The sequence below is a fragment of the Variovorax boronicumulans genome, from assembly GCF_009811375.1.
Classification (GTDB): domain Bacteria; phylum Pseudomonadota; class Gammaproteobacteria; order Burkholderiales; family Burkholderiaceae_C; genus Variovorax; species Variovorax boronicumulans.
The window spans coordinates 17111-36626 of sequence record NZ_BKDH01000003.1; the positions used below are offsets into that span (position 1 = coordinate 17111).

Sequence of the window (19516 nt, forward strand, 5' to 3'; positions counted from 1 at the left end):
TCTATGAGTAGCTGCCGGGCATCGGAACTTTTCTCCCACCGCCGGCAGCCATTTTTTTCGTTTCGATCATCAACCGCCCGAATGCAATCGGGTTCCAAGGAGTAGGAACATGTCATCTGACTTTCACATCAAGCTCGACGGCGTCAAGGGCGAGTCTTCTCACAAGGACCACAAGGACGAGATCGAGATTTCGTCGTGGTCCTGGAATGTGAGCAACGCATCGGGCGCGGGATCGGGCGGCGGTTCGGGCAAGGGCAAGGCCACGCCGGGTGAATTCAATTTCACGCACGTCTACGACAAGGCATCGCCCGTGCTCGCCAAGAACTGCGTGAGCGGCAAGCACTTCAAGGACATGGTCATGACCTGCCGCAAGTCGGGCGAAGGCCAGCAGGAGTACCTGAAGGTCACGCTCAAGGAAGTCTTCATCTCCAGCGTGGGCCCCGGCGGCGCACAGGGCGGCGACGTGCACGAGCAGGTGTCCTGCAGCTTCAAGGACATCGAGTTCGCCTACAAGGGCCAGGACGACAAGGGCGCCGGCGGCGGCGAGGTGAAGTTCGGCTGGAACGTGGCCACCACCGAAACCCGCTGACGGGCGACGGACCCGCCAGCCCCGTCCGCCCCTGGCACCCCACGGTGCCGGGGCCGGTCCCTGCCCGTGTCCTCACCGGAGCAATGCCATGGCATTCAGCACCACACTCATCGGTACCAGCGGCAAGCTGCACACGACCTACAACTCCGATTGGTCGGTCGGACGGATCGGCTCCAACACGCGTGAAGACGTGATGCTGGTGCAGGCCCTGTTCAAGATCTTCTACTACGAGCTGCTCGGCTTCAACCACGACTTCGACCCGCCCCCCGGCGCGACCGAGGTGATCGTGGTGGACGGCTACTACGGGCCGGTCACGCAGAAGCACATCACGCACTTCCAGGAACAGGCGATCGCACGCGGGCGCAAGGTCCTGCCGGACGGCATCTTCGATCCGTTCCGCGAGCCCGGTGCGTCCAGCACGATCAGCAAGACGCGCTACGCGCTCGACCTGCTGAACAACGGCTGTGCCAACAGCTGCGAAGAGCAGAACATCGACAACTACAGCAACCTGCCGAACCGGGAAGACATGCCCGCATTGCTGCGCAGCGCGCTGAAGAAAGTCAAGAAGAAGGCCAGCAAGTACAGCTGAACAGTCTCAGCGGACCCAAGCAAAACGCCCATCCATCGGATGGGCGTTTTGCTTGAAAGATGGCGCCACGCTCAGGGGTCTGTCGACGCGACGTTCTCGGGCAGCAGCCGCGTCAGATCGTCGTCGGCGTCCTCGATCACCCACAGCGTGAGCGCCGTGTAGTTGTCGTGGCCCGGCTTGGCGTTGGCCTTGATCTGCGCGTCGAGCAGTTCGGTCCACTGGCTGGGCGTGCGCGAGGCGTGCAGCGTGTCGACCAGGCACTCGTCGCCCAGCGGCTCCCACACGCCGTCGCTGCACAGGAGCAGCACGTCGCCGGGCAACAGGCGCATGCGGTCGGACACCGCGATGTCGGGCGCCTCCTCGATCGAGCCCAGTGCCGACAGTAGCATGTTGCGCTGCGGATGCAGGCGCGCGCCCTCCTCGTCGAGCATGCCACCCGCGACCATCTGCTGCACCAGGCTGTGGTCGGTGGTTCGCGCCACGATGGCGCCGCCGCGGAACAGGTAGGCGCGGCTGTCGCCGCTGTGCACCCAGGCCAGCACCTCGCGCTCCAGGTCGATCACCGCGAACACCACCGTGGAGCGCATGCCGGCGAGCTTGCCGCCTTCGGCCTGGCGCGCCACCACGTCCAGGTTGGCGCGCTCGATCAGCGCACGCAGCGCGGCCTCGTCCAGCGAGGGCGCGCCCGAGAAGCCGCCGAGCACGCTGGCGCGCACCGTGGCGGCCGCCACGTCGCCGCCGCCGTGGCCGCCCGCGCCGTCGGCCACCAGGCAGGCGACGTAGCGCTCGTCGTGCCAGTGGCCGTGCACGTCCTCGTTGTAGGTGCGCCCGCCCTGCCGGGAGAGCGTGACGATTTCGATTTCCAAGCGGGGTGCCTCGCGAGTGCTGGGGTTGTTCTGGTGGTCTTCAGGTGTCGGACTTCAGGCGCGCCATCTGCTCTTCGTAGGCCGCGAGGAAGGCCTTGCCGAAGAGGCTGTGGAAGTCGTCCTCGGCCTCGCTCGCGATGCCGCCGTACAGCGCCACGAACTGGTCCCAGAGCTTGGCCTTGCGGTTGGCGACAAAGAGCGCGTCGAGCGCGGTCTTCGCGCTGATCTTCTTCTCGAGCTCGGCCGGCTCGAAGCGCCCGATGACATGGGCCAGCGCCGCGCGCATGCCCACCATCACGCCGAACTGGTGTGCACGGAGGTCGTCGAAGGCATCGCGCATCGCGGCCTCGGGCGGCATGAAGCCGCGCACGCCGGGGCCCAGCAGGTGCGCCAGCGCGACCTCGACCGTGGGCGAGAACTTGAGCGGGTTGTTGGCTTGCGACGCGATCATCGTGACCTCGGCGCGCACCTCGCGCTTGAACTCCTGGCGCGTGAGCAGCAGCTGCAGCGTGCCCTCGGTGGAAGTACGCAGCATCGCGCCGATGCGCTCCATGAGGCCGGGCGTGAGCATCTCCGGCGGCTGGTGCGTGCTCGCCAGGCCGCGCAGGAAGGCGGCGAGCAGTTCGTCGTCGGAGGCGGCGCGCGTGGACGTGGCTGCCGCGGGTGTCGGCGGCGCGACGTGCACGGGCGGCGGCGGTGGCGGAGGGGGCGGCGGCTCGGCGACGCGGCCGGCGTTCTCGGGCCCGCTGATGCGGATCGGCTGGCCGGTCACGTCGTCGAACTTCGCGAGCGGGGCCACGGGCGCAGGCGCAGGCGCAGGCGCAGGAGGCGGTGGCGGTGGCGGCGTGATGGCCTTCGGCGGCTCGAAGCCGAACTGGTCGATCGGCAAGTGATCGGAGCGCGGCACCGGCGTGGCGGGCGCCGCGCGCTGCAAGGCGGCCAGCGGGTCGGCGTCCGACGCGGTGTTGGGCTGCAGCAGCGGATCGGCCAGCGGCGACAGCGCGAGCGGATCGCCGCCGATGCCGCCGGCGCCCGGCGAACCGCCGAACAGGTCGTCGATGCTCGCGGCCTTGCCGTGCGCGGGCGGCGCGCCCAGGTCGGAAAAATCGTCGAGCGCGCCAAGCCCTGCAGAAGGTGCGGCCGACGGCGTGGGGCCCAGCAGGTTCGCGAACGGGTCGACCTGGTCGGCCTGCGCATTGCGCGAGCCGCTGGCCATGGGGTCGGGAAAGAGCCGCGACTCGGCGGGCGCGGCGGCGGCGCGGGCCGCAGCAGGCGCCAGCGCGGGAGCGGCCGGCGACCCCAGCCCCGCGAGCAGGTCCGCGAACGGATCGTCGCTGCTGGCGGCAGGCGCGGCGACGGGCGCCGACATCACGGTGTTGGGGATGACCGGTGCGCGGGATGCCGCCGCAGCCGCCATCACGCGCACCGAGAGTTCGAAGCTGCCGATGACAAGGCGCGCACCGTCGGTCAGTGCCGCTTCCTTGCCCGCGCCCAGCGACACGCCATTGCATTGCATCGCGTTGCTGCCGCGATCGACGATGAAGTACTGCCCGTCGCGGCACAGCACCTGCGCGTGCACGCGCGAGACGGTGCGGTCGGGGTCGTCGAGCACGAGCGCGTTGGTGTCGGCGCGGCCGATGGTGCCGCCGCCGGGCCCGAAGTCTGCGGCGATGGACGGTCCGGCCGGCATGCCTTGCCGGGTGATGACAGCGATATGGATCATGAATCGGCCCCCGATGGCGGCTGCGCCCGTGCAATCTCGCAAGGAGTATTCATTCCGTGGGGCCGGTTGGCAATCTCGCCTTAAGAGGTATGCCGCATACGCGCCTTCGCGGCCTCACGGCGCCAGCAGCAGCACGAGCGACTGGCTCGGCACCGCGCGCACGCCGGGGCAGTTGGTGCTGTTCTGCAGCGAGTTGCTGGTCAGGCGCGTGGCGGGCATGCCCTGGAACAGCACGGTGAACGCGCCCGTGAGATGGCGGCACGGCCCCATCACGGTGCCGGAGGCCACGCCCAGCAGCACCCCGGGGTTGTCGCCGTTGCTCATCGGGATCGTGGTGCCCAGGTTGTGCGCCGGGCCGCCCATGATGAGGATCGTGGGGCAGTTGGGAATGGCCATCGCGCCCATCGCGATGTTCGGGTACGGAATGGGCAGCGGCGACGGCGCGGCCGGCGTCATGCAGACGTCGGGGAAGGCCATGTCGGTGCCCATGAGCTGGCAGTTGGCGAACATGGGACGTCTCCTCAACCGAAGTGGATCTGCGCGCCGCGCGTCTTGACCAGCTTGCCGCCGTTGACCATCACATGCTCGGCCTTGAGCTGCATCAGCTGCTGCGCCTCGTGGTCGATGTGCATGGCCTGCACGCGGTCGGTGCCCTGCGTGGTGCGCAGGTAGTGGCGGCTGAAGTGGGTGACGCGGTCCATCACGCTCGAGAGCACCGAACCGACGAACTTGATGGTGCCCGCGCACAGCCGGAACTGCCGCGCGGCCACCTCCACCTCGTCGGCCACCAGGTGGGTGCGACGCCCGCGCAGCTCGAGCTGGTCGGCATCGAGCTGCAGCCGCGCGGCCTCCAGGTGCAGGGCGCCGTCGCACCGCAGCACGGCCGGCTGCGCCGCGTCGCGCTGCAGCACCGCCAGCACCCACAGCTCCGACGGGCCGGTGCGCAGGCAGGCCACGGTGTCGCCGACGGCCGGCACCAGCAGGCAGCTGGCCGCACGCCGCGCCTGCACCTCGCCCCGCAGGCCGACGCGCACACGCACGGTGGCATCGGGCCCGACGGCGGTGACGAGGCCGCCCTGGCAGGCGCCGGCGATGGCGACGGTGGGGTCGACCGCCGGCGCGCAGACCGGTTGGCTCTGGCTGTGCGGGCTGCGCTGGCTGGGGCTTCTGCCGGGGGTTCGGGTCTTGCTCATGGGGCTCTCCAGGATGTGCGGATGGGGTCAGGCGGCGGCGACGGCGCGCCAGCGCTCGGCCTCGGCGCGCTGCGGGTCTTGCGTCAGCGCGCGGGCGTGGTCGTCGATGCGCGCGCCTTCGGTGAGCGCGCCGTGCAGCTGGGCGCGCAGCAGCGAGGCGCCCTCCATGTCGCAGCCGCGCAGGTCGGCGTGGCTGAGGTCGGCGTGGTCGAGCACCGCGTTCTGCCACTGCGCGCGTGCCATGCGCGCACCGGCGAAATGCACCTGGTGCAGGCGGGCGCGTGCGAACACGCTGCCTTCGAGCAACGCGCCGGTGAACAGCGCCTGCGTGAGGTCGGCGCCCGAGAAATCGACGCCGGCCGCCTGCGCCTCGCAGAAGATGGCGCGCGGCGCCTGCACGCCGGCCAGCCGCGCACCGCCCAGCAGCGCGCCCTGGAAGCTGCACTGCGGCAGGCGGGCGTCGGTGAAGTCGGCGCCCTGCAGGTCGACCCCGGCGAACTGGCAGCCGCGCAGCGACTGGCCGCGAAAGTCCTGCCCCGCCAGGGGGGTCTTGACGAACACCGTGCGCTCGAAGTTGCCGCCGCTCCAGGCCAGGTGACGCACGTCGCATTCCATCAGCGTCGCCTGGCGCCAGTTGACGCGCTCCGCGCTGGCATCGAACAGGCTGCACTGGTTGAAGGTGGCGTTGTCCAGGCTCGCGTCCTGCAGGCTGGCGTGGGCGAACTTGCTGCGATTGGCCACGAGCATGGACGCGTCGGCGCCGGCCAGCCGCGCGTGCGACACCTCGCACTCGTTCAGGGTGGCGGCATGCAGCCGCGCCTCGCCCAGGTCGGCGTGCGTGAGCTGGCACTGGTTGAAGGTGGCCCGCCGCAGATCGGCCGTGCCCAGCAGCGTGCCGCGCAGGTCGCACTGATCGAACACCGCCTCGTGCAGGTCGGCGCCGCGCAGGTCGGCCCGGCGCAGGTCGACCTTGCTGAACAGCGCACCGGCCAGCGCGGCGCGCGCAAAGTGGCCGCCCTGCAGATCCAGCGACTCGATGGGCTCGCCGATGGCGGCGGCCATGGCCAGGACTTCGGGCGTCATGGCACGGGCTGCGCCTGCTCGGCGGCGCTCAGCCGCGGCCAGGTGCGGGTGCGTGTGAGCAGCGCGTCGTCCAGCCGCACGTCGCCGTCCAGGCGCACGCGCGACAGGTCGGCCTGGAACAGGTTGCTGCGCCGCAGGTCGGCGCCGCGCAGGTCGGCATGCTGGAGCATGGCGTCGCGCAGGTCGGCGCCGGACATCCGCGCCCCGCGCAGCACGGCCTTGCGCAGCAGCGCGCCGCGCGCCGAGGCCAGGCGCCAGTCGCTGCCGGGCATGCGCGCGCCGGTGAAGTTGGCGCCGTCGGCCACGGCGCCGGCAAAGCTGGCGTCGGCCAGCGCCACGCCGCCGAAGTTGGCATGCGCGAGGTCGGCATGGCCGAGGTCCGCGCCCGTCATGTCGCACGCGGGCGTGACGACCACGCCGGCGGCGCGCGCCTGCGTCCAGCGCGCGCCCTGCAATGGGCAGTCGACGAAGTTGGCGCCCGCGAGGTCGGCGCCGCGCAGATCGATACCGCGCAGGTCGCACTCGACGAAGCTGGCGCCGGCCAGCGTCGCGCCCGTGAAGGCGACGGTGCGCAGGTCCGCGCGATAGAACACCTGCCCGCCGGCCTGCGCCTCGCTCCAGTCGCAACGGCCCCAGGCCGCTTCCAGCAACGAGGTGCCGCCCAGCTGCGCGCGCGCGCCGCGTGCGCCTTCCAGCCGGCAGCGCTCGAGCACGGCGGTGCGCAGGTCGGCGTCGTCCAGCACGCAGCCGTCCAGGCGGCTCGCGCCCAGGTTGGCCCCCTCGAAGTTGGTGCCGATGGCGATGGCGCCGCTCAGCTCGGCATGCGCCAGCACCGCATATGAAAAGTTGGCGCCCGAGAGGTTGGCCTGGCGCAGGTCGGCGCTTTCGAGCCAGGCGCCGGTGAAGTCCGCGCCGCGCAGGTCCAGCCCGTGCAGGTCGGCGCCGGTGAGGTCCATGCCGCGGAAGGCGCGAAAACCCGATGCCGCCGCCCGCCGGATCTCGTCGCGCAACGCCGCGGCCGCATCGGGCGCCATGCGATCGACCGGCGGCTGCTGGTGCGCCGCCTGCAGGTAGCCCAGCGAGTCGGCGCCCTCTTTCTGCAGCAGCGGGCCGTGGACCACCTCGGGCCGGAAGTCGCGTTTCTCGTGCCGCGCGGTCTGTTCGAGCTGCTTCAGGTCCTGCTCGGCGCGGTAGGTGGGCGGTCCGCGGTGCTGCAACTGCGCCAGGTCGACGCCGCGCTCGCGCGCCATCGCGATGGCCTGCTCCATGTACGCGAGCACGTCGTTGAGTGCATGCAGCTGCTGCAGCTCGGAGGCTTCGATCTGCCGCTGCAGCACCTCGGCCAGCTCGTCGGGCTTGGGCACGGGCTCGCGCGGCGGCATCGTCACGCCCAGCGCGTCGGGGTCCTTGCCGAGCCCGCGCAGCTGTTCGCGGGCCATGGCCACATCGAGTTCGGCGCGCCGGTACTGGGCCTGCGCCTGCACGCCGTCGCTGGCGAAGGGCGCGCGCGCGGCCTCGGCGTGCGGATCGGTGATGTCCAGGCCCTCGGGCAGCAGGTCGCTGTCGCGCAAGCTGTGGACCAGGCCCAGGCGCGGATCGGCGCGCTGCGCGATCACGTGCAGGTAGTGCGCATCGGGGCGCGGCGCCTCGGTGATGCGCTCCACGCCGCAGGTCATGCCGCGGATGTCGCTGCCGTCGTCGCTGGCAATCTCCGCCAGGCCGTGGAAGACCAGCACCAGCCGCTGCGCATGCGGAAAGCACCACACGGTGGTCAGGCGCATCGGCACTTCGCGCAGCGCGTCGTCCTGCCCCGCGCCCATCGCGTAGGCGGCGAACACGCGCGCGCGCAGGCCGGGCAGGCGCCCGGTGAGCGTGGGGTGCTCGGGATGCAGGTGGACGAACTCGAGCTCCTCGTCGCCGCGCAGCGGTTCGGCAAACCACTGGTCGGCGGGGGCCACGTTGAAGAAGCGCCAGTCGGTGTCGGGCGCAAAGCCGGGCGCGTGCTCGCGCAGGTACTCCGGTCCGTAGGTGCCGCGCCAGGCGGCACGCGCCGGGTGCATCGGATCGAGGCGGCCGAAGCCGGCCGGCTCCGCCACCTGGTCGGGATGGTGCAGCGGTGCGTGCGGCCATTCCACATTGGGCAGCGGGCGCACGCCCTGCACGGCGGCCCGGCCAATGCCCGCCGGATTGGCCGCGAAATCGGCACCGCCGTAGGCGCGCTCCCAGCCGATCGGCATCTGCGTGTAGGGCTGCGGCGCGCTGGCGCGTTCGCCCTCCCAGTGCCGCTCGCCCATCACCACCAGCGTCTTGCTCACCGGCCCCACGCGCACGCGCACCGCGCAGCCGGTGGCCGGTGCCGACGGCGGGCAGGCCCGGCCGTGCACCAGGAATTCGGCGGTGAGCTTGGCCACGCCTTCGTCGACCAGGGGCTCCGCCATTTCCTCGGCCAGAAAGTCCCACATCGACTGCTCGCCCCACAGCCGGCCGTGCGCGCCCTGCTCGAGCGGCACATGCAGCAGCGCGCTGATGCACAGCGCGCGCCGGCCCCGGTACTCGATCGGGCGGGTGGACAGGCCCAGGGCCTGCGGCTTGTTGATCTGCATCGCGTGCGGCCCGGCCCGTCAGGGCGTGCCCGACCCGCCGGAGCTGTTGGGGTCTTGCGAGCTGGTGGGTCCGGGCGTGCTCTGGGGCCCGTCCGCCGCCGGCGGCTGGTTCGAGCTGACGGGCTCGCTGGGCCCGGCCGGCTGACTGGAACTGGCAGGCTCGCTCGGCCCTGCCGGTTGGCTCGAACTGGCAGGCTCGCTCGGCCCCGCCGGCTGGCTCGAACTGGCAGGCTCGCCGGTGCCGGCCGGTGCCGTCTGCGCCGGCGAGGGCTGGGGGGTCGGCTGGGGCGCGGGCACCGAGCCGTCCTCGGCCGGCTTGAGCGCATCGGCCTGGTCTTCGGCACCGCTGCCCATCGCGCGGCCCATCGCGCCGATCGGACCGCCCACCACGGCGCCCGCGACACCCAGCACCGGCGACGCGATGATCGCGAACGGCCCGGTCACGAGGCCCAGCGCTGCGCCGGTACCCGCGCCGATCGCCGTGTCGGTGCCGTAGTGCGAGCCCGCCAGCGCCTCGCCCTGCGCCTTGCGATCGCGCGCCAGTGCGGCCATGTCCCGCAGCCGCTTCTGCAGGCCGGGAATGCGGCCGACGTCCGGGTCCTTGGCCGCCTCCTCGAGCTGCTTGGCCGCGTTCTCGTACTGGGTGAAGGTGGCCTCCACATCGCGCGCACCCAGGAACAGCCCGCGGATCGCGCCCACCGCCGAGAAGAGCGCGGCCACGCGGTTCAGCGGCGGCGGTCCACCGCCCCCGCCCCCGCCGCCGCCGGCCTTGAAGATGTGGATCGGCGCCTCGCGCAGGCTGCCGAGCTTGCGCTCGATGCCCATCGAGGCCACCGTCTCGAGCTTGAGCGCGATGGTGTTCTCGATCTGCATGCCCATGAAGTTGGCCACCGCCAGCCCGACGGCGTTGTCCATGCTCATGCCCAGGAAGGTGGAACGCGCCGCGCCCAGGTTCGCCTCGCTGTTGGTGCCGATGTAGCCGCTGCTGTTGGCGCCGAGCACCGTGGTGTTGGAGCCCAGCGAGGTCTGGTTGATGTCGCCGATGGCCATCAGGTTGATGTGCGTGTTGCTCACCAGGCTGTACTGCATGAAGTTGGCCTGGAACGGCGCCACGCCGGCGTCCATCTTCATCGAGTTGCCGCCGGTCACCTTGAACTCGATGTGGCCGGCCTCGAAGGTCATGCGCGACGCCTTGTGCGCCATGTTGCCGGCGATGGTCACCGTCTGGTTGCCGCCCACGGTGCGGCTTTCGTTGGAGGCCGTGAAGTCGGTGCGCGCGGACTTGGTCTCGATGCGGTGGTCGCCCTTGACCACCAGCGCGTGCGCGCCGTCCACGTTGGTGGTCTGGTTGGCCACCACGTGCACGTCCTGGCTGGCGCCGACGGTGATCTTCTGCGCCACCTTGACGCTCTTGGTCTCGTTGTTGGTGACGTTGACCGTGCGGTTGCGCTGCACGCTCACGGTCTGGTCGCGGTCGACCTTGAGCGACTGGTCGCGGCCCACGCTGCCCGAGTCGTCGCGCTCCACGCTGCGACTCATGTCGAGTTCGGCGTGGATGTTGATGTTCTCGGACCCCTTCTTGTCCTCGAACATGATCTCGTTGTAGTTGTTCACGCCGCCGCCCGGCGTGGACCGGGTCCGGAAGCCGCTCTGCGTGGGCGACTTGTACGGAATGGGCTGGTCGTCGTTGTAGACGCGGCCCACGATCACCGGGCGGTCGGGGTCGCCGTTGAGGAAGTCGACGATCACCTCCTGGCCGATGCGTGGCGCGAAGTAGCCGCCCCAGCCCTTGCCGCCCCAGGGCTGCGACACGCGCACCCAGCAGGTCGACTTCTCGTTGCTCTCGTCGTAGCGGTCCCAGTGAAAGTGCACCTTCACGCGGCCGTGGTCGTCCACGTGCAGCTCGTCGCCCTTGGGGCCGACCACGATCGCCGTCTGCGGGCCGGGCATGGTCACGCGCGGCGTGAGGCGCGGCGCGCGGAACGGGCGGTCGACCGGCATCACGGTGAGCAGGAACAGGCTGCTGCCGGTCTGCGCGGCGGCCAGCGCGGGCGTGGCGGCGATGAGCTCTTCCAGCACCGGCAGGGTGTCGGCGTTCACGGCGTCGTCGCGCAGCACCTCGGCCAGCGCGCGCTGCACGGGCTGGGCCGGCGCGCTGGCGCTCACGCCCTCGTAGCCGCGGTGGCTGGCGATGAAGGTGCAGGCGGCGATCACGTAGTCGCCGTTGCGCGTGCCGTCGGGGTCGTCCTCGAACTTGAAGCTGCGCCCCGCCGCCACGTCGGGCCACGGCGTGAGCGCCCAGTGGCGGTCGCGGCGCGCGTTGAGTTCGTCGCCGCGCAGCTTGGCGCGCGTCTCGGCGTCGTCGCCGCTGAAGTAGCCGCCGGGAAACTCGAACATTTCGAACTCGGCGAGCTCGTGCTGGTCGGAGCTGTCGATGTCGGCGCCCAGCTTCTTTTTGATGGCCTTGAAGTCGCTGTCGCGCGACGAATGCTTGCCGGTGTCGAACTGCCGCGCGCTGACCCAGCGCGAGATCTCGTTGAAGCGCGGCTCGGCCGCGTGGACCGCCATGTGGCGCAGCGTGTCGGCCGCGGGCAGCTTGTCGTGCGCCAGGTCGCTGGCGTCCGACAGGTGCATGGTGCCGGGCGCGTCGTGCGCGTCGAACCAGTAGTAGATGCCTTCGTCCTCCAGCAGGCGCGAGAGGAACTGGTAGTCGCTCTCCTGGTGCTGCACGCAGTAGCGACGCGGGTTGTGCGTGCCGATGACGTTGGTGGCCTTGGTCTTCTTGAAGCGCTTGATCGGGCTGTCCTCGAACACCGCGTCGAGCACCTCGAGCACTTTCTTTTCCTGGTGGATGCGCGAGTTGGCGCGCTTGGTGAGCAGCCAGAACCACGAGCGCAGCGCGATGCGGTACTCGTAGTGCCGCCCGATGTGGCCCGCGCGCACGAAGCGCACCGCATGGCCCTGGCAATGCCGCTCGTGCGCACCGCCGTCGGCGTCCTTGAACTCGATGACCACGTCGAAGGCGTGGCCCAGGATGTCCTTGGCGGCGAGGTCCTTGTTCTTGGACAGCACGGTGAGCTCGTAGGCCGCGGGGCGCGCCAGCGCCTCGTGCCCGACGATGCGCCAGAACATCAGGTCGTCCTTGGCGGGCGAATCGCTCTCGATGCGGAACTCGTGGTCGGCCATCTTGGGTCTCTCGGAAGTGGGGCGTCGCGCTGCGGGGGGCTCAGTCGAACGCGTAGGTGAAGTCGGCGTCCTTCACGTCGAGCGCCACGCGGCGGATCTCGCCACCCGAGGCCAGGCGTTGCAGGTACTCGACCGAAATGGTGGGCAGCACGGTGTTGGTGAGGATCGCGTCGATCACGCGCCCGCCCGACTCCGGGTCCTGGCAGCGCGCGACGACCTGCTCGATCACCGCCTCGGTGTATTCGAAGGGCACGCCGTGGTTGGTCTCCACGCGCTTCTTGATGCGGCCCAACTGCAGCCGCACGATCTTCTTCATCATCTCGGGCGACAGCGGGTAGTAGGGAATGGTGACGATGCGGCCCAAGAGCGCGGGCGGGAACACCTTCATGAGCGGCGCCTTCAGCGCATCGGCCAGCGCGTTCGAATCGGGCAGCAGCTCGGGGTCGCGGCACATGCTCATCACGAGCTCGCTGCCGGCGTTGGTGGTGAGCAGGATGATCGTGTTCTTGAAATCGATCATGCGGCCCTCGCCGTCTTCCATCCAGCCCTTGTCGAAGACCTGGAAAAAGATCTCGTGCACGTCGGGGTGGGCCTTCTCGACCTCGTCGAGCAGCACCACGCTGTAGGGGCGGCGGCGCACGGCCTCGGTCAGGATGCCGCCCTCGCCGTAGCCCACGTAGCCGGGCGGCGCGCCCTTGAGCGTGGAGACGGTGTGCGCCTCCTGGAACTCGCTCATGTTGATGGTGATGATGTTCTGCTCGCCGCCATACAGCGCCTCGGCCAGCGCCAGCGCGGTCTCGGTCTTGCCCACGCCCGAGGTGCCGCAGAGCATGAAGACGCCGATGGGTTTCTGCGGGTTGTCCAGCCGCGCACGCGAAGTCTGGATGCGGCGTGCGATCATCTCCAGGCCGTGCTTCTGGCCGATGACGCGCTGGTTCAGCGTGTCGGCGAGCTTGAGCACCGCCTCCACTTCGTTCTTCACCATGCGGCCGACGGGAATGCCGGTCCAGTCGGCGACGACCGAGGCCACGGCCTGCTCGTCGACCGACGGCAGGATGAGCGGTGACTCGCCCTGCACCGCATGGATCTTCGTCTGCAGTTCGTGCAGCTCGGCCAGCAGCGTGGCGCGGTCGGGGCCGGCCTCGGCGGCGGTTTCACCGGCCGCCGGTTCATCGACCGGCTTGTTGCCCGCGCGCAGCTTGCTGCGCAGTTCGAGCAGGCGATCGACCAGCCCCTTCTCTTCCTGCCAGCGCGCATTCAGCGCTTCGAGCTGCACCTTCGATTCGGCCAGCAGCGTGGCCACCAACGCGGCGCGCTTGGTCACGTCGATGCCGATGGCCTCTTCGCGGCCGATGATCTCCTGCTCGACCGTGAGGCCTTCGATGCGGCGCATGCAGTCTTCCACCTCGGGCGGCGTGGCGTGCTGCGACACGGCCACCCGCGCGCAGGCCGTGTCGAGCAGGCTCACGGCCTTGTCGGGCAACTGGCGCGCGGGAATGTAGCGGTGCGAGAGCTTCACGGCCGCTTCGATGGCCTCGTCGAGCAGCTGCACGCGGTGGTGCTTCTCGAGCACGCTGGCCACGCCGCGCAGCATCAAGATCGCCTTGGTCTCGTCGGGCTCGGGCACCTGCACGACCTGGAAGCGTCGCGTGAGCGCCGGGTCTTTCTCGATGTACTTCTTGTACTCGGCCCAGGTGGTGGCGCCGATGGTGCGCAGGTTGCCGCGCGCCAATGCCGGCTTGAGCAGGTTGGCCGCATCGCCGGTGCCGGCCGCGCCGCCTGCGCCGACCAGCGTGTGGATCTCGTCGATGAACAGGATGATCGGTGTCGGCGAGCTTTGCACCTCGTCGATCACCTGGCGCAGGCGCTGCTCGAACTCGCCCTTCATGCTTGCGCCCGCTTGCAAGAGGCCGATGTCGAGCGTGAGCAGCTTCACGTCCTTCAGCTGCGGCGGCACATCGCCGCGCGCCAGGCGCTGCGCGAAGCCTTCCACCACCGCGGTCTTGCCCACACCCGCCTCACCCGTGAGCAGCGGGTTGTTCTGGCGGCGGCGCATGAGGATGTCGACGATCTGGCGGATTTCCTCGTCCCGCCCGGTCACCGGATCCATCTCTCCCTTCTTGGCTTTCTCCGTGAGGTCGACAGCAAATTTCTTGAGGGCGTCGCCCTTGCCCATGGCGGCCGGCGCCATGGCGCCCGAGTCTTCGCCGGGTGCACCGCTGCCCATGCCGGTGCCGTCCTGGGCGCGCATCTGCGCTTCGGGCGAGGCGTCGCAAATTTTCGGGAAGTTGTCGGCCAGGTCTTCGACCTTGATCTTCTCGAACTGCTTGGACAAACCGAACAGCGGGTTGCGCAGGCTCTGCGTCTTGAGCATGCCCACCAGGATGTAGCCGGTGCGCACCTGCGCCTCGCCGAACTGCAGGGTGGCGTAGGTCCAGGCGCGCTCGATGGCGTTCTCGATGTGCGGCGAGAAATCGCTGATGGCGGTGGCGCCGCGCGGCAGGCGGTCGAGCGCGGCCGTCATGTCCTTGGCGATCACCGACACATCGAGGCCGTAGTGCTGGATCACGCGGTGCAGGTCGGAGTCCTGCGCCTGCAGCAGCTGGGCGAACCAGTGCTCCAGCTCCACGTACGGATTGCCCCGCATCTTGCAGAAGACGGTGGCGCCCTCGATGGCCTTGTAGGCCAGCGAGTTGAGTTTGCCGAAGAGGGCGGTGCGGCTGATTTCACTCATGGAGGACTCCGTATCTCTTCTGAACGAATGAAGATGGGTTTATTGAAAAGAGGCGGGCTGCTGCGGCAGGCGCGCCCTCGACGGCTGGCTGGCAATGCGCACGTCGGCCGCATCGCGCGTGCGCGGGCGTTCGCCGAGCCACGAGACCCAGCCCAGGCGCGGGCCGTTGCCCCGGGCCTGGCCCAGGCGCGTGGGCGGCACCTGTACTTTCTCGAGCACCAGCTGCGCGTCCCATTCGAGGGTGTCGCCGAGCAGCTGCTGCATCCAGCGCTGCAGCACGGGCTGCGCGTCGCCGGTGGGCAGGAACATGCGGTACTGGTCGACCGTGAGCGGCCCCAGGTGCAGGCGCACGCGGTGCTGGCGGTCCCACGCGCGCGTGCCGAGCATCGCGCCCATGCCCATCGCGCGCGAACTCTCGCCCTGCCCCAGCCGCGTGACCTCGTCCGTGGGCACGCGCATCCAGTGACCGACCCAGCGCTCCAGCTTCACCGGCACGCCGAAATAACTGCACAGCACCGACTCCACGCTTTCCGCGTTGTGCACGCGGCGCGCGAGCCAGCCCGAGAAATGCAAGCGCGCGTCATCATGGATCTCGTCGCGGTCGATGCGCCCCGGCGTGCCGATGCCGACCAGCGCACCCACCTGCAGGCGGAAGCGGTCTTCGCCGGGCCGGTCGAGCGCCACGGCCGGCCGCGACTGCGCCCACGCGCGGTAGAAGTGCAGCGAGAAGCGGTGCGAGAAGGTGTCGAGAAAAGCCAGCCAGGTCGGGTCGCCGTGGTTCAGGCTGCGCTCGCGGATGAAGTCGCTCAGGTGCACCGGCAGCGGGCCGTTCGGGCCGATGTAGCCGAAGAAGTGCTGGCGCAGGCGCGGCGGCGAATGCGCGGTGGCCGGCTCGAAGCGGCTGAAGCTGGCGGGCGCGAACGACAGCGACGGCTCCTGCCCCACGCGCACCGGCTCGGCGCTGGGCAGCAGGGCGCGGCCCCAGCGCGGCGTGGTCTTCGCGACGGACTCGATGCGCCGCATCACGGCGAAGTAGTCGAAGTCCCACGGCTGCGCCGACCACCCGCGCAGCGCCTGGTCCACCCGCGTGCTCACAGAATCTGGCGTGTCCCGCACAGCGGCCTCCAGCGCATGGCTTCGCCCTTGCCCGCGACGCGCAGCACGGTCTCGACGAAGTGGTTCACCTCGACATGGCGCGCCAGAAACTGCGCCAGCACGGCGCCGAACAGGAAGGCGCTGTGGCCGTGGAAGGCGTCCTTGTCGACCTCCAGCGTCACCTCGAGCCCGCGCCCGAAGGCGATCGGGCCCGCGAGCGGCAGGCGCCGCGCCACGGGCTTGCTCTTGACCGACAGCAGGCCGCGCACCTGGCCCTGGCGCATCTCGTCGGCATGCACGGCGTAGAGCATGAGCGTCTCGCGCAGCGCGGCGGCGCCCTGCTCCGGCGTGCTGTCGGACAGCGACAGGTAATTGAGCGCCAGGTGATCGATGACGCGCCAGCCCAGCCCCTGGCTCACGACCGGCGACACCGGCCGCGACGGCCCGCGCACCATGCGCACGCGCTGCACGGGAAAGGAGTCGACGCAGTCGAAGTCGTTGTCGCGCCCCAGCGGCATCAGAAGCGGCAGGTCGCGGTTGGTGCACAGCGCGGTCACGGCGAGCTGGCGCAGCGTGGCGGCATACGGCGCCTGCTGCGGGTCGACGATCTGCATGTAGACCTCGGAGCCGATGTGGCTGCTGCGGTGGCCTTCGGTGCGCTGGCGCACCGAGAGCATGCGCGGCTCGCGCGTGGTCGTGAAGTAGGCCGGGTGGCTGTTGCGGCTGCCGTGGAAGGCCGAGTAGAACGGCCGGAACGGCTGCTCGGCCACCGCGGCGTCGGCCCCCGGCGCGCCGTGGCCGATGACCTCGGTGACGGTGTGCACCTCGAAGTCCTGCGGGCGCGTGCGGTCGGGCACCAGGTGGAACTGGCTCACGCCCTCGGTCACGGGCACGCGGTCGAGCCGCTTGGTGAACAGGTTGACGGCAGGCACGCAGTGCAGCTGCACGTTGTCGGCGCTCACCAGCTTCTCGAGCGCCGCATCGCCGCGCGAGAACAGCAGCACGATCTCCAGCTCGGTCACCGGCATCGTCGCGAGCAGCGCCTGCAGCCCGCCGATGCGCACGAACTGGAAGCGCTGCGGGAACGCGAAGTACTCCTGCAGCAGCCGAAAGCCCGAGAAGCCCGTGGCCGTAACCGGCAGCAGCGCCTCGTCGTCCCCGAAGCCGACCGCGCCGATGGCGCTGCCCGGCAGGCTGCGCACCGCGCCCTGCAAGGCGCCGCCGGCCGTGAGCGGTCGCACCCACACGCCCACGGGCTGGCCCAGCGCGCATTCGTGCAGCTGCCAGGCCACGTCTTCCGCGCCGCCGAAGTGCAGCACCAGGTCGTCGAGCGCGATCTGGCTGAAGTCCAGCCCCGCCGTGGCGCGCAATGCAATGCGCAGGCCGCCGCGGATGGCGCGCGACTGCGGATGGGTGTTCAGCGGCAGGTCGGGCGCGTAGGTGAAGTACTGGGCGCGCTGCACCTCGATCGGCCAGATGCGCAACGCGGCGGCGGTGCGGAACTCGCAGTGCGTGTTCTGCCCCACGGCCTGGCGCGCGCGCAGGCCGGCGCCGCGCGGCAACGTGGGGCCGGCCGCGAGGTTGGCGTCTTCCGGGTCGGGCACGAACGACACCACCGTCATCGCCGGCGTGGGCGCCAGGAAATGCGGGTAGACGATGTCGAGCAGGTGGCCCGTGAAGCGCGGGTATTCGGCATCGAGCTTCAGGCCCACGCGCGCCGAAAGGAAAGCCGTGGCCTCGATCAGCCGCTCCACGTACGGGTCGGCGACTTCCTGGCCCTCGATGCCCAGCCGGTGCGCGATCTTCGGGAACGCACGGGCGAACTCCGAGGCGCTTTCGCGGAAGTAGCGCAGCTCCTGCTCGTACAGGCTCAGCAGCCGAGGGTCCATGTGGACTTACCTTGGGTTTTGCGCCATGTCCACGATCTCTATGCGGCCTTCCTCAAGATCGACGCGGCTTCGCATGAGGAACTCGAGCGGCACGGGCTGCGCCCACAGCATGCCGCGGATCTGCAGGCCGATGCTGTTGTGGGACTCCAGGGCCGGGCCTTCCATGACGAGTTCGACTTCGAGTGTGCGGGACAAAATGCGCGGCTCGAACTGCAGGATTGCGTTCTTCAAAGCCTGTTCCATGCTGACACGCTGCACCGACGAGGTGAACTGGCCAGACAGCATAGGCAATCCGTAGTTGATGACGGAGCGCGCGGCATTCGGGTGCTGCTTGTCGTCCATCGAGAGGCCGTGCCCCGTGGCATTGAAGAGCCAGCCGAGGTCGCGCAGCACGGCCTGGCGCAGCGCCTGCTTGGTGAGCGTGCGCTTGTCGTCGCCCTCGCGCTTTTCGTCGGGCGCGTGGTCGACGAGGCGGTCCAGCAGCGAAGGCTGCAGCCGCTCCTGCGCGGTGAGTTCAGGCACCGCCGCTGCTTTCGCCGCCTTCGGCCGCATCAACGGCAGCAGGCGTGAAGAGGATCTCGCGCACGTCCATCAGCGCGTACTCGCCGGCGTCGCTGCCGAGCACGCGCTGGCCGTAGCCGGCCCAGACCTCGGGGCGCAGCTCGCGCCACTCGGTCTTGCGCGCCAGGCGCAGCTCGCCGTCGTCCTGCGCCTCGGTGCCTTCGTAGCGCGTGGGAATGAGGGCCAGCGTTTCGCCGCCGTTCTCGAACTGCAGGTGCGCGGGCATCCAGACGCAGTCGCGCAGGTCTTCGGGCGGCTCGATCTTGATGTGCGCCAGGCGCGCGTAGGGAATCCAGTAGTACTTGCCGTTGACGAAGGCCTCGAGCACCGGGCCCAGGCGCATGTCGGCGTCGGCCAGCCATTCGAAGGGCGCGCCGTCGATGGTGCCGGCGATGGCGGGCGCGCCGTCGAAGGCGCGCTGGCGCAGGTCTTCGGCCAGCCCGCTCTCGCCGCGGCCTTGCCGCAGCAGCGATTCGATGAGCAGTGCCAGCCATTCATCGGGCTGGCCGAAGATCATCGGCGTGCGCGTGCCGGCGAACACGTCGGCGCGCAGGCCTTCGCAGCGCACGGCCTCGCCGTACACCTGCTTCATGGGCACGGCCAGTGCATCGAGCTCGGCCGCGACGGTGAGCTGGTTGAGCGCGCGCTCCCACTGCCCGAGCACGCACAAGAGCTGCGCCATGAAGACGCGGTGCTTCGAGTCGGAGGGCTTAGCGCGCACGTCGTCGCTCAGGGCCTTGAGGGCGGCCACCGGGTCGGCGGCCTTGAGGAAGTCTGCGGCGGTCGTCGTCATGGCGGGGTGCTCCTGGAGGCGTTCGGAATCGGATTTCGGTTCACGTCCGGGTGAACTGGCATTCGCGCACCGCGCCGCGCGCGCCGCTGGTCTTCTGCGGGGCCGACTTGATCTTCACCGTGCGGTAGCTGATGGAGACCAGCTCCGAGGGCACGCCCCAGTGGCCGCCGGAGTTGAGCACCAGCCGGCAGATGCGCGCGTTCTCCAGCGAGATCTCGAAGGTCGCCTGCGCCTCGGGCGACTGCGGATCGCCGCCGGCCTTGTAGGCGCTGATGACGACCTTCAGGTCTTTTTCCTGCGCGCGCAGCAGGCTGGCGAGCGTGGCCGTGGCCGCGTCGCTGCGACGCGCGACGACCAGGTTGTTGGGAACGACCTGGTTCTGCGCGGACGATTCGGGCACCTGCACCGACCAGTAGTAGCCGCCGATGTTCAGGCGCGCCTTGCCGTCGTCGAAGACGCGTTCGAGTTCGCCTTCGACGGGCGAGCCCTTGCTCTCGATCATCATGACCAGGTCGGTCTCGGCCGAGCCGGTGCCGATCAGTTCGTAGAACTGCCGTGCGTCTTCGGGGCTCCAGGAGCCGTCTTCGAGAAATGCCATGTCAACCTCCGGAT

General features: G+C 70.1%; 15 protein-coding genes. 2 read left to right on the forward strand and 13 right to left on the reverse strand.

What is annotated here, in order from left to right; all coding sequences use genetic code 11:
• Positions 1-109 precede the first annotated feature (109 nt).
• Both VHAB30_RS22850 and VHAB30_RS22855 read left to right on the forward strand, forming a co-directional pair.
• Entirely contained in the window at positions 110-589 is a 480-nt protein-coding gene (locus VHAB30_RS22850) for an Hcp family type VI secretion system effector (protein ID WP_070063886.1), read from the forward strand.
• Positions 590-677: 88 nt separating this feature from the next.
• The gene (locus VHAB30_RS22855; RefSeq protein WP_062482201.1) at positions 678-1178 is read left to right on the forward strand and encodes a peptidoglycan-binding domain-containing protein; all 501 of its coding nucleotides are present in this window, start codon (positions 678-680) and stop codon (positions 1176-1178) included.
• 71 nt (positions 1179-1249) lie between these two features.
• Here VHAB30_RS22855 and VHAB30_RS22860 read toward each other — a convergent pair whose 3' ends face one another.
• The 13 genes from VHAB30_RS22860 to VHAB30_RS22920 all read right to left on the reverse strand — a co-directional run bounded on the left by VHAB30_RS22860 (position 1250) and on the right by VHAB30_RS22920 (position 19502).
• On the reverse strand, positions 1250-2044 hold the full coding sequence (locus tag VHAB30_RS22860; RefSeq protein WP_070063885.1) for a PP2C family protein-serine/threonine phosphatase: 795 nt from the start codon (positions 2042-2044) through the stop codon (positions 1250-1252).
• Positions 2045-2084: 40 nt separating this feature from the next.
• Positions 2085-3767: a type VI secretion system-associated FHA domain protein TagH gene (gene tagH / locus VHAB30_RS22865; protein ID WP_159278691.1), complete on the reverse strand. Its 1683-nt coding sequence runs from the start codon at positions 3765-3767 to the stop codon at positions 2085-2087.
• 114 nt (positions 3768-3881) lie between these two features.
• On the reverse strand, positions 3882-4277 hold the full coding sequence (locus VHAB30_RS22870; protein WP_062482207.1) for a DUF4150 domain-containing protein: 396 nt from the start codon (positions 4275-4277) through the stop codon (positions 3882-3884).
• 11 nt (positions 4278-4288) lie between these two features.
• Positions 4289-4960, reverse strand: coding sequence for a DUF3540 domain-containing protein (locus tag VHAB30_RS22875; RefSeq protein ID WP_070063883.1), 672 nt, complete (start codon positions 4958-4960; stop codon positions 4289-4291).
• A gap of 27 nt (positions 4961-4987) precedes the next feature.
• The gene (locus VHAB30_RS22880) at positions 4988-6043 is read right to left on the reverse strand and encodes a pentapeptide repeat-containing protein (RefSeq protein WP_095743408.1); all 1056 of its coding nucleotides are present in this window, start codon (positions 6041-6043) and stop codon (positions 4988-4990) included.
• Entirely contained in the window at positions 6040-8646 is a 2607-nt protein-coding gene (locus VHAB30_RS22885; protein ID WP_159278692.1) for a DUF2169 family type VI secretion system accessory protein, read from the reverse strand. The genes VHAB30_RS22880 and VHAB30_RS22885 overlap by 4 nt, the downstream gene beginning before the upstream one ends.
• A gap of 18 nt (positions 8647-8664) precedes the next feature.
• A complete protein-coding gene (tssI, locus tag VHAB30_RS22890) occupies positions 8665-11832 on the reverse strand; it encodes a type VI secretion system tip protein TssI/VgrG (protein ID WP_159273680.1) in 3168 nt (1055 codons plus the stop codon).
• 40 nt (positions 11833-11872) lie between these two features.
• Positions 11873-14566: a type VI secretion system ATPase TssH gene (tssH, locus tag VHAB30_RS22895; RefSeq protein ID WP_070063879.1), complete on the reverse strand. Its 2694-nt coding sequence runs from the start codon at positions 14564-14566 to the stop codon at positions 11873-11875.
• 39 nt (positions 14567-14605) lie between these two features.
• Positions 14606-15661 (reverse strand): type VI secretion system baseplate subunit TssG, encoded by a 1056-nt coding sequence (tssG, locus tag VHAB30_RS22900; protein WP_235926895.1) that lies wholly within the window; start codon positions 15659-15661, stop codon positions 14606-14608.
• On the reverse strand, positions 15658-17550 hold the full coding sequence (gene tssF / locus VHAB30_RS22905) for a type VI secretion system baseplate subunit TssF (protein WP_159278693.1): 1893 nt from the start codon (positions 17548-17550) through the stop codon (positions 15658-15660). The genes tssG and tssF overlap by 4 nt, the downstream gene beginning before the upstream one ends.
• A 6-nt stretch (positions 17551-17556) precedes the next feature.
• Positions 17557-18072 carry a type VI secretion system baseplate subunit TssE gene (tssE, locus tag VHAB30_RS22910; RefSeq protein WP_153280903.1) on the reverse strand — a complete coding sequence of 172 codons (516 nt, stop codon included), beginning with the start codon at positions 18070-18072 and terminating at the stop codon, positions 17557-17559.
• Positions 18065-18904: a type VI secretion system accessory protein TagJ gene (locus VHAB30_RS22915; RefSeq protein ID WP_159278694.1), complete on the reverse strand. Its 840-nt coding sequence runs from the start codon at positions 18902-18904 to the stop codon at positions 18065-18067. Before VHAB30_RS22915 ends, tssE begins: the two co-directional genes overlap by 8 nt.
• 40 nt (positions 18905-18944) lie before the next feature.
• The gene (locus tag VHAB30_RS22920; protein ID WP_159278695.1) at positions 18945-19502 is read right to left on the reverse strand and encodes a type VI secretion system tube protein Hcp; all 558 of its coding nucleotides are present in this window, start codon (positions 19500-19502) and stop codon (positions 18945-18947) included.
• Positions 19503-19516 lie beyond the last annotated feature (14 nt).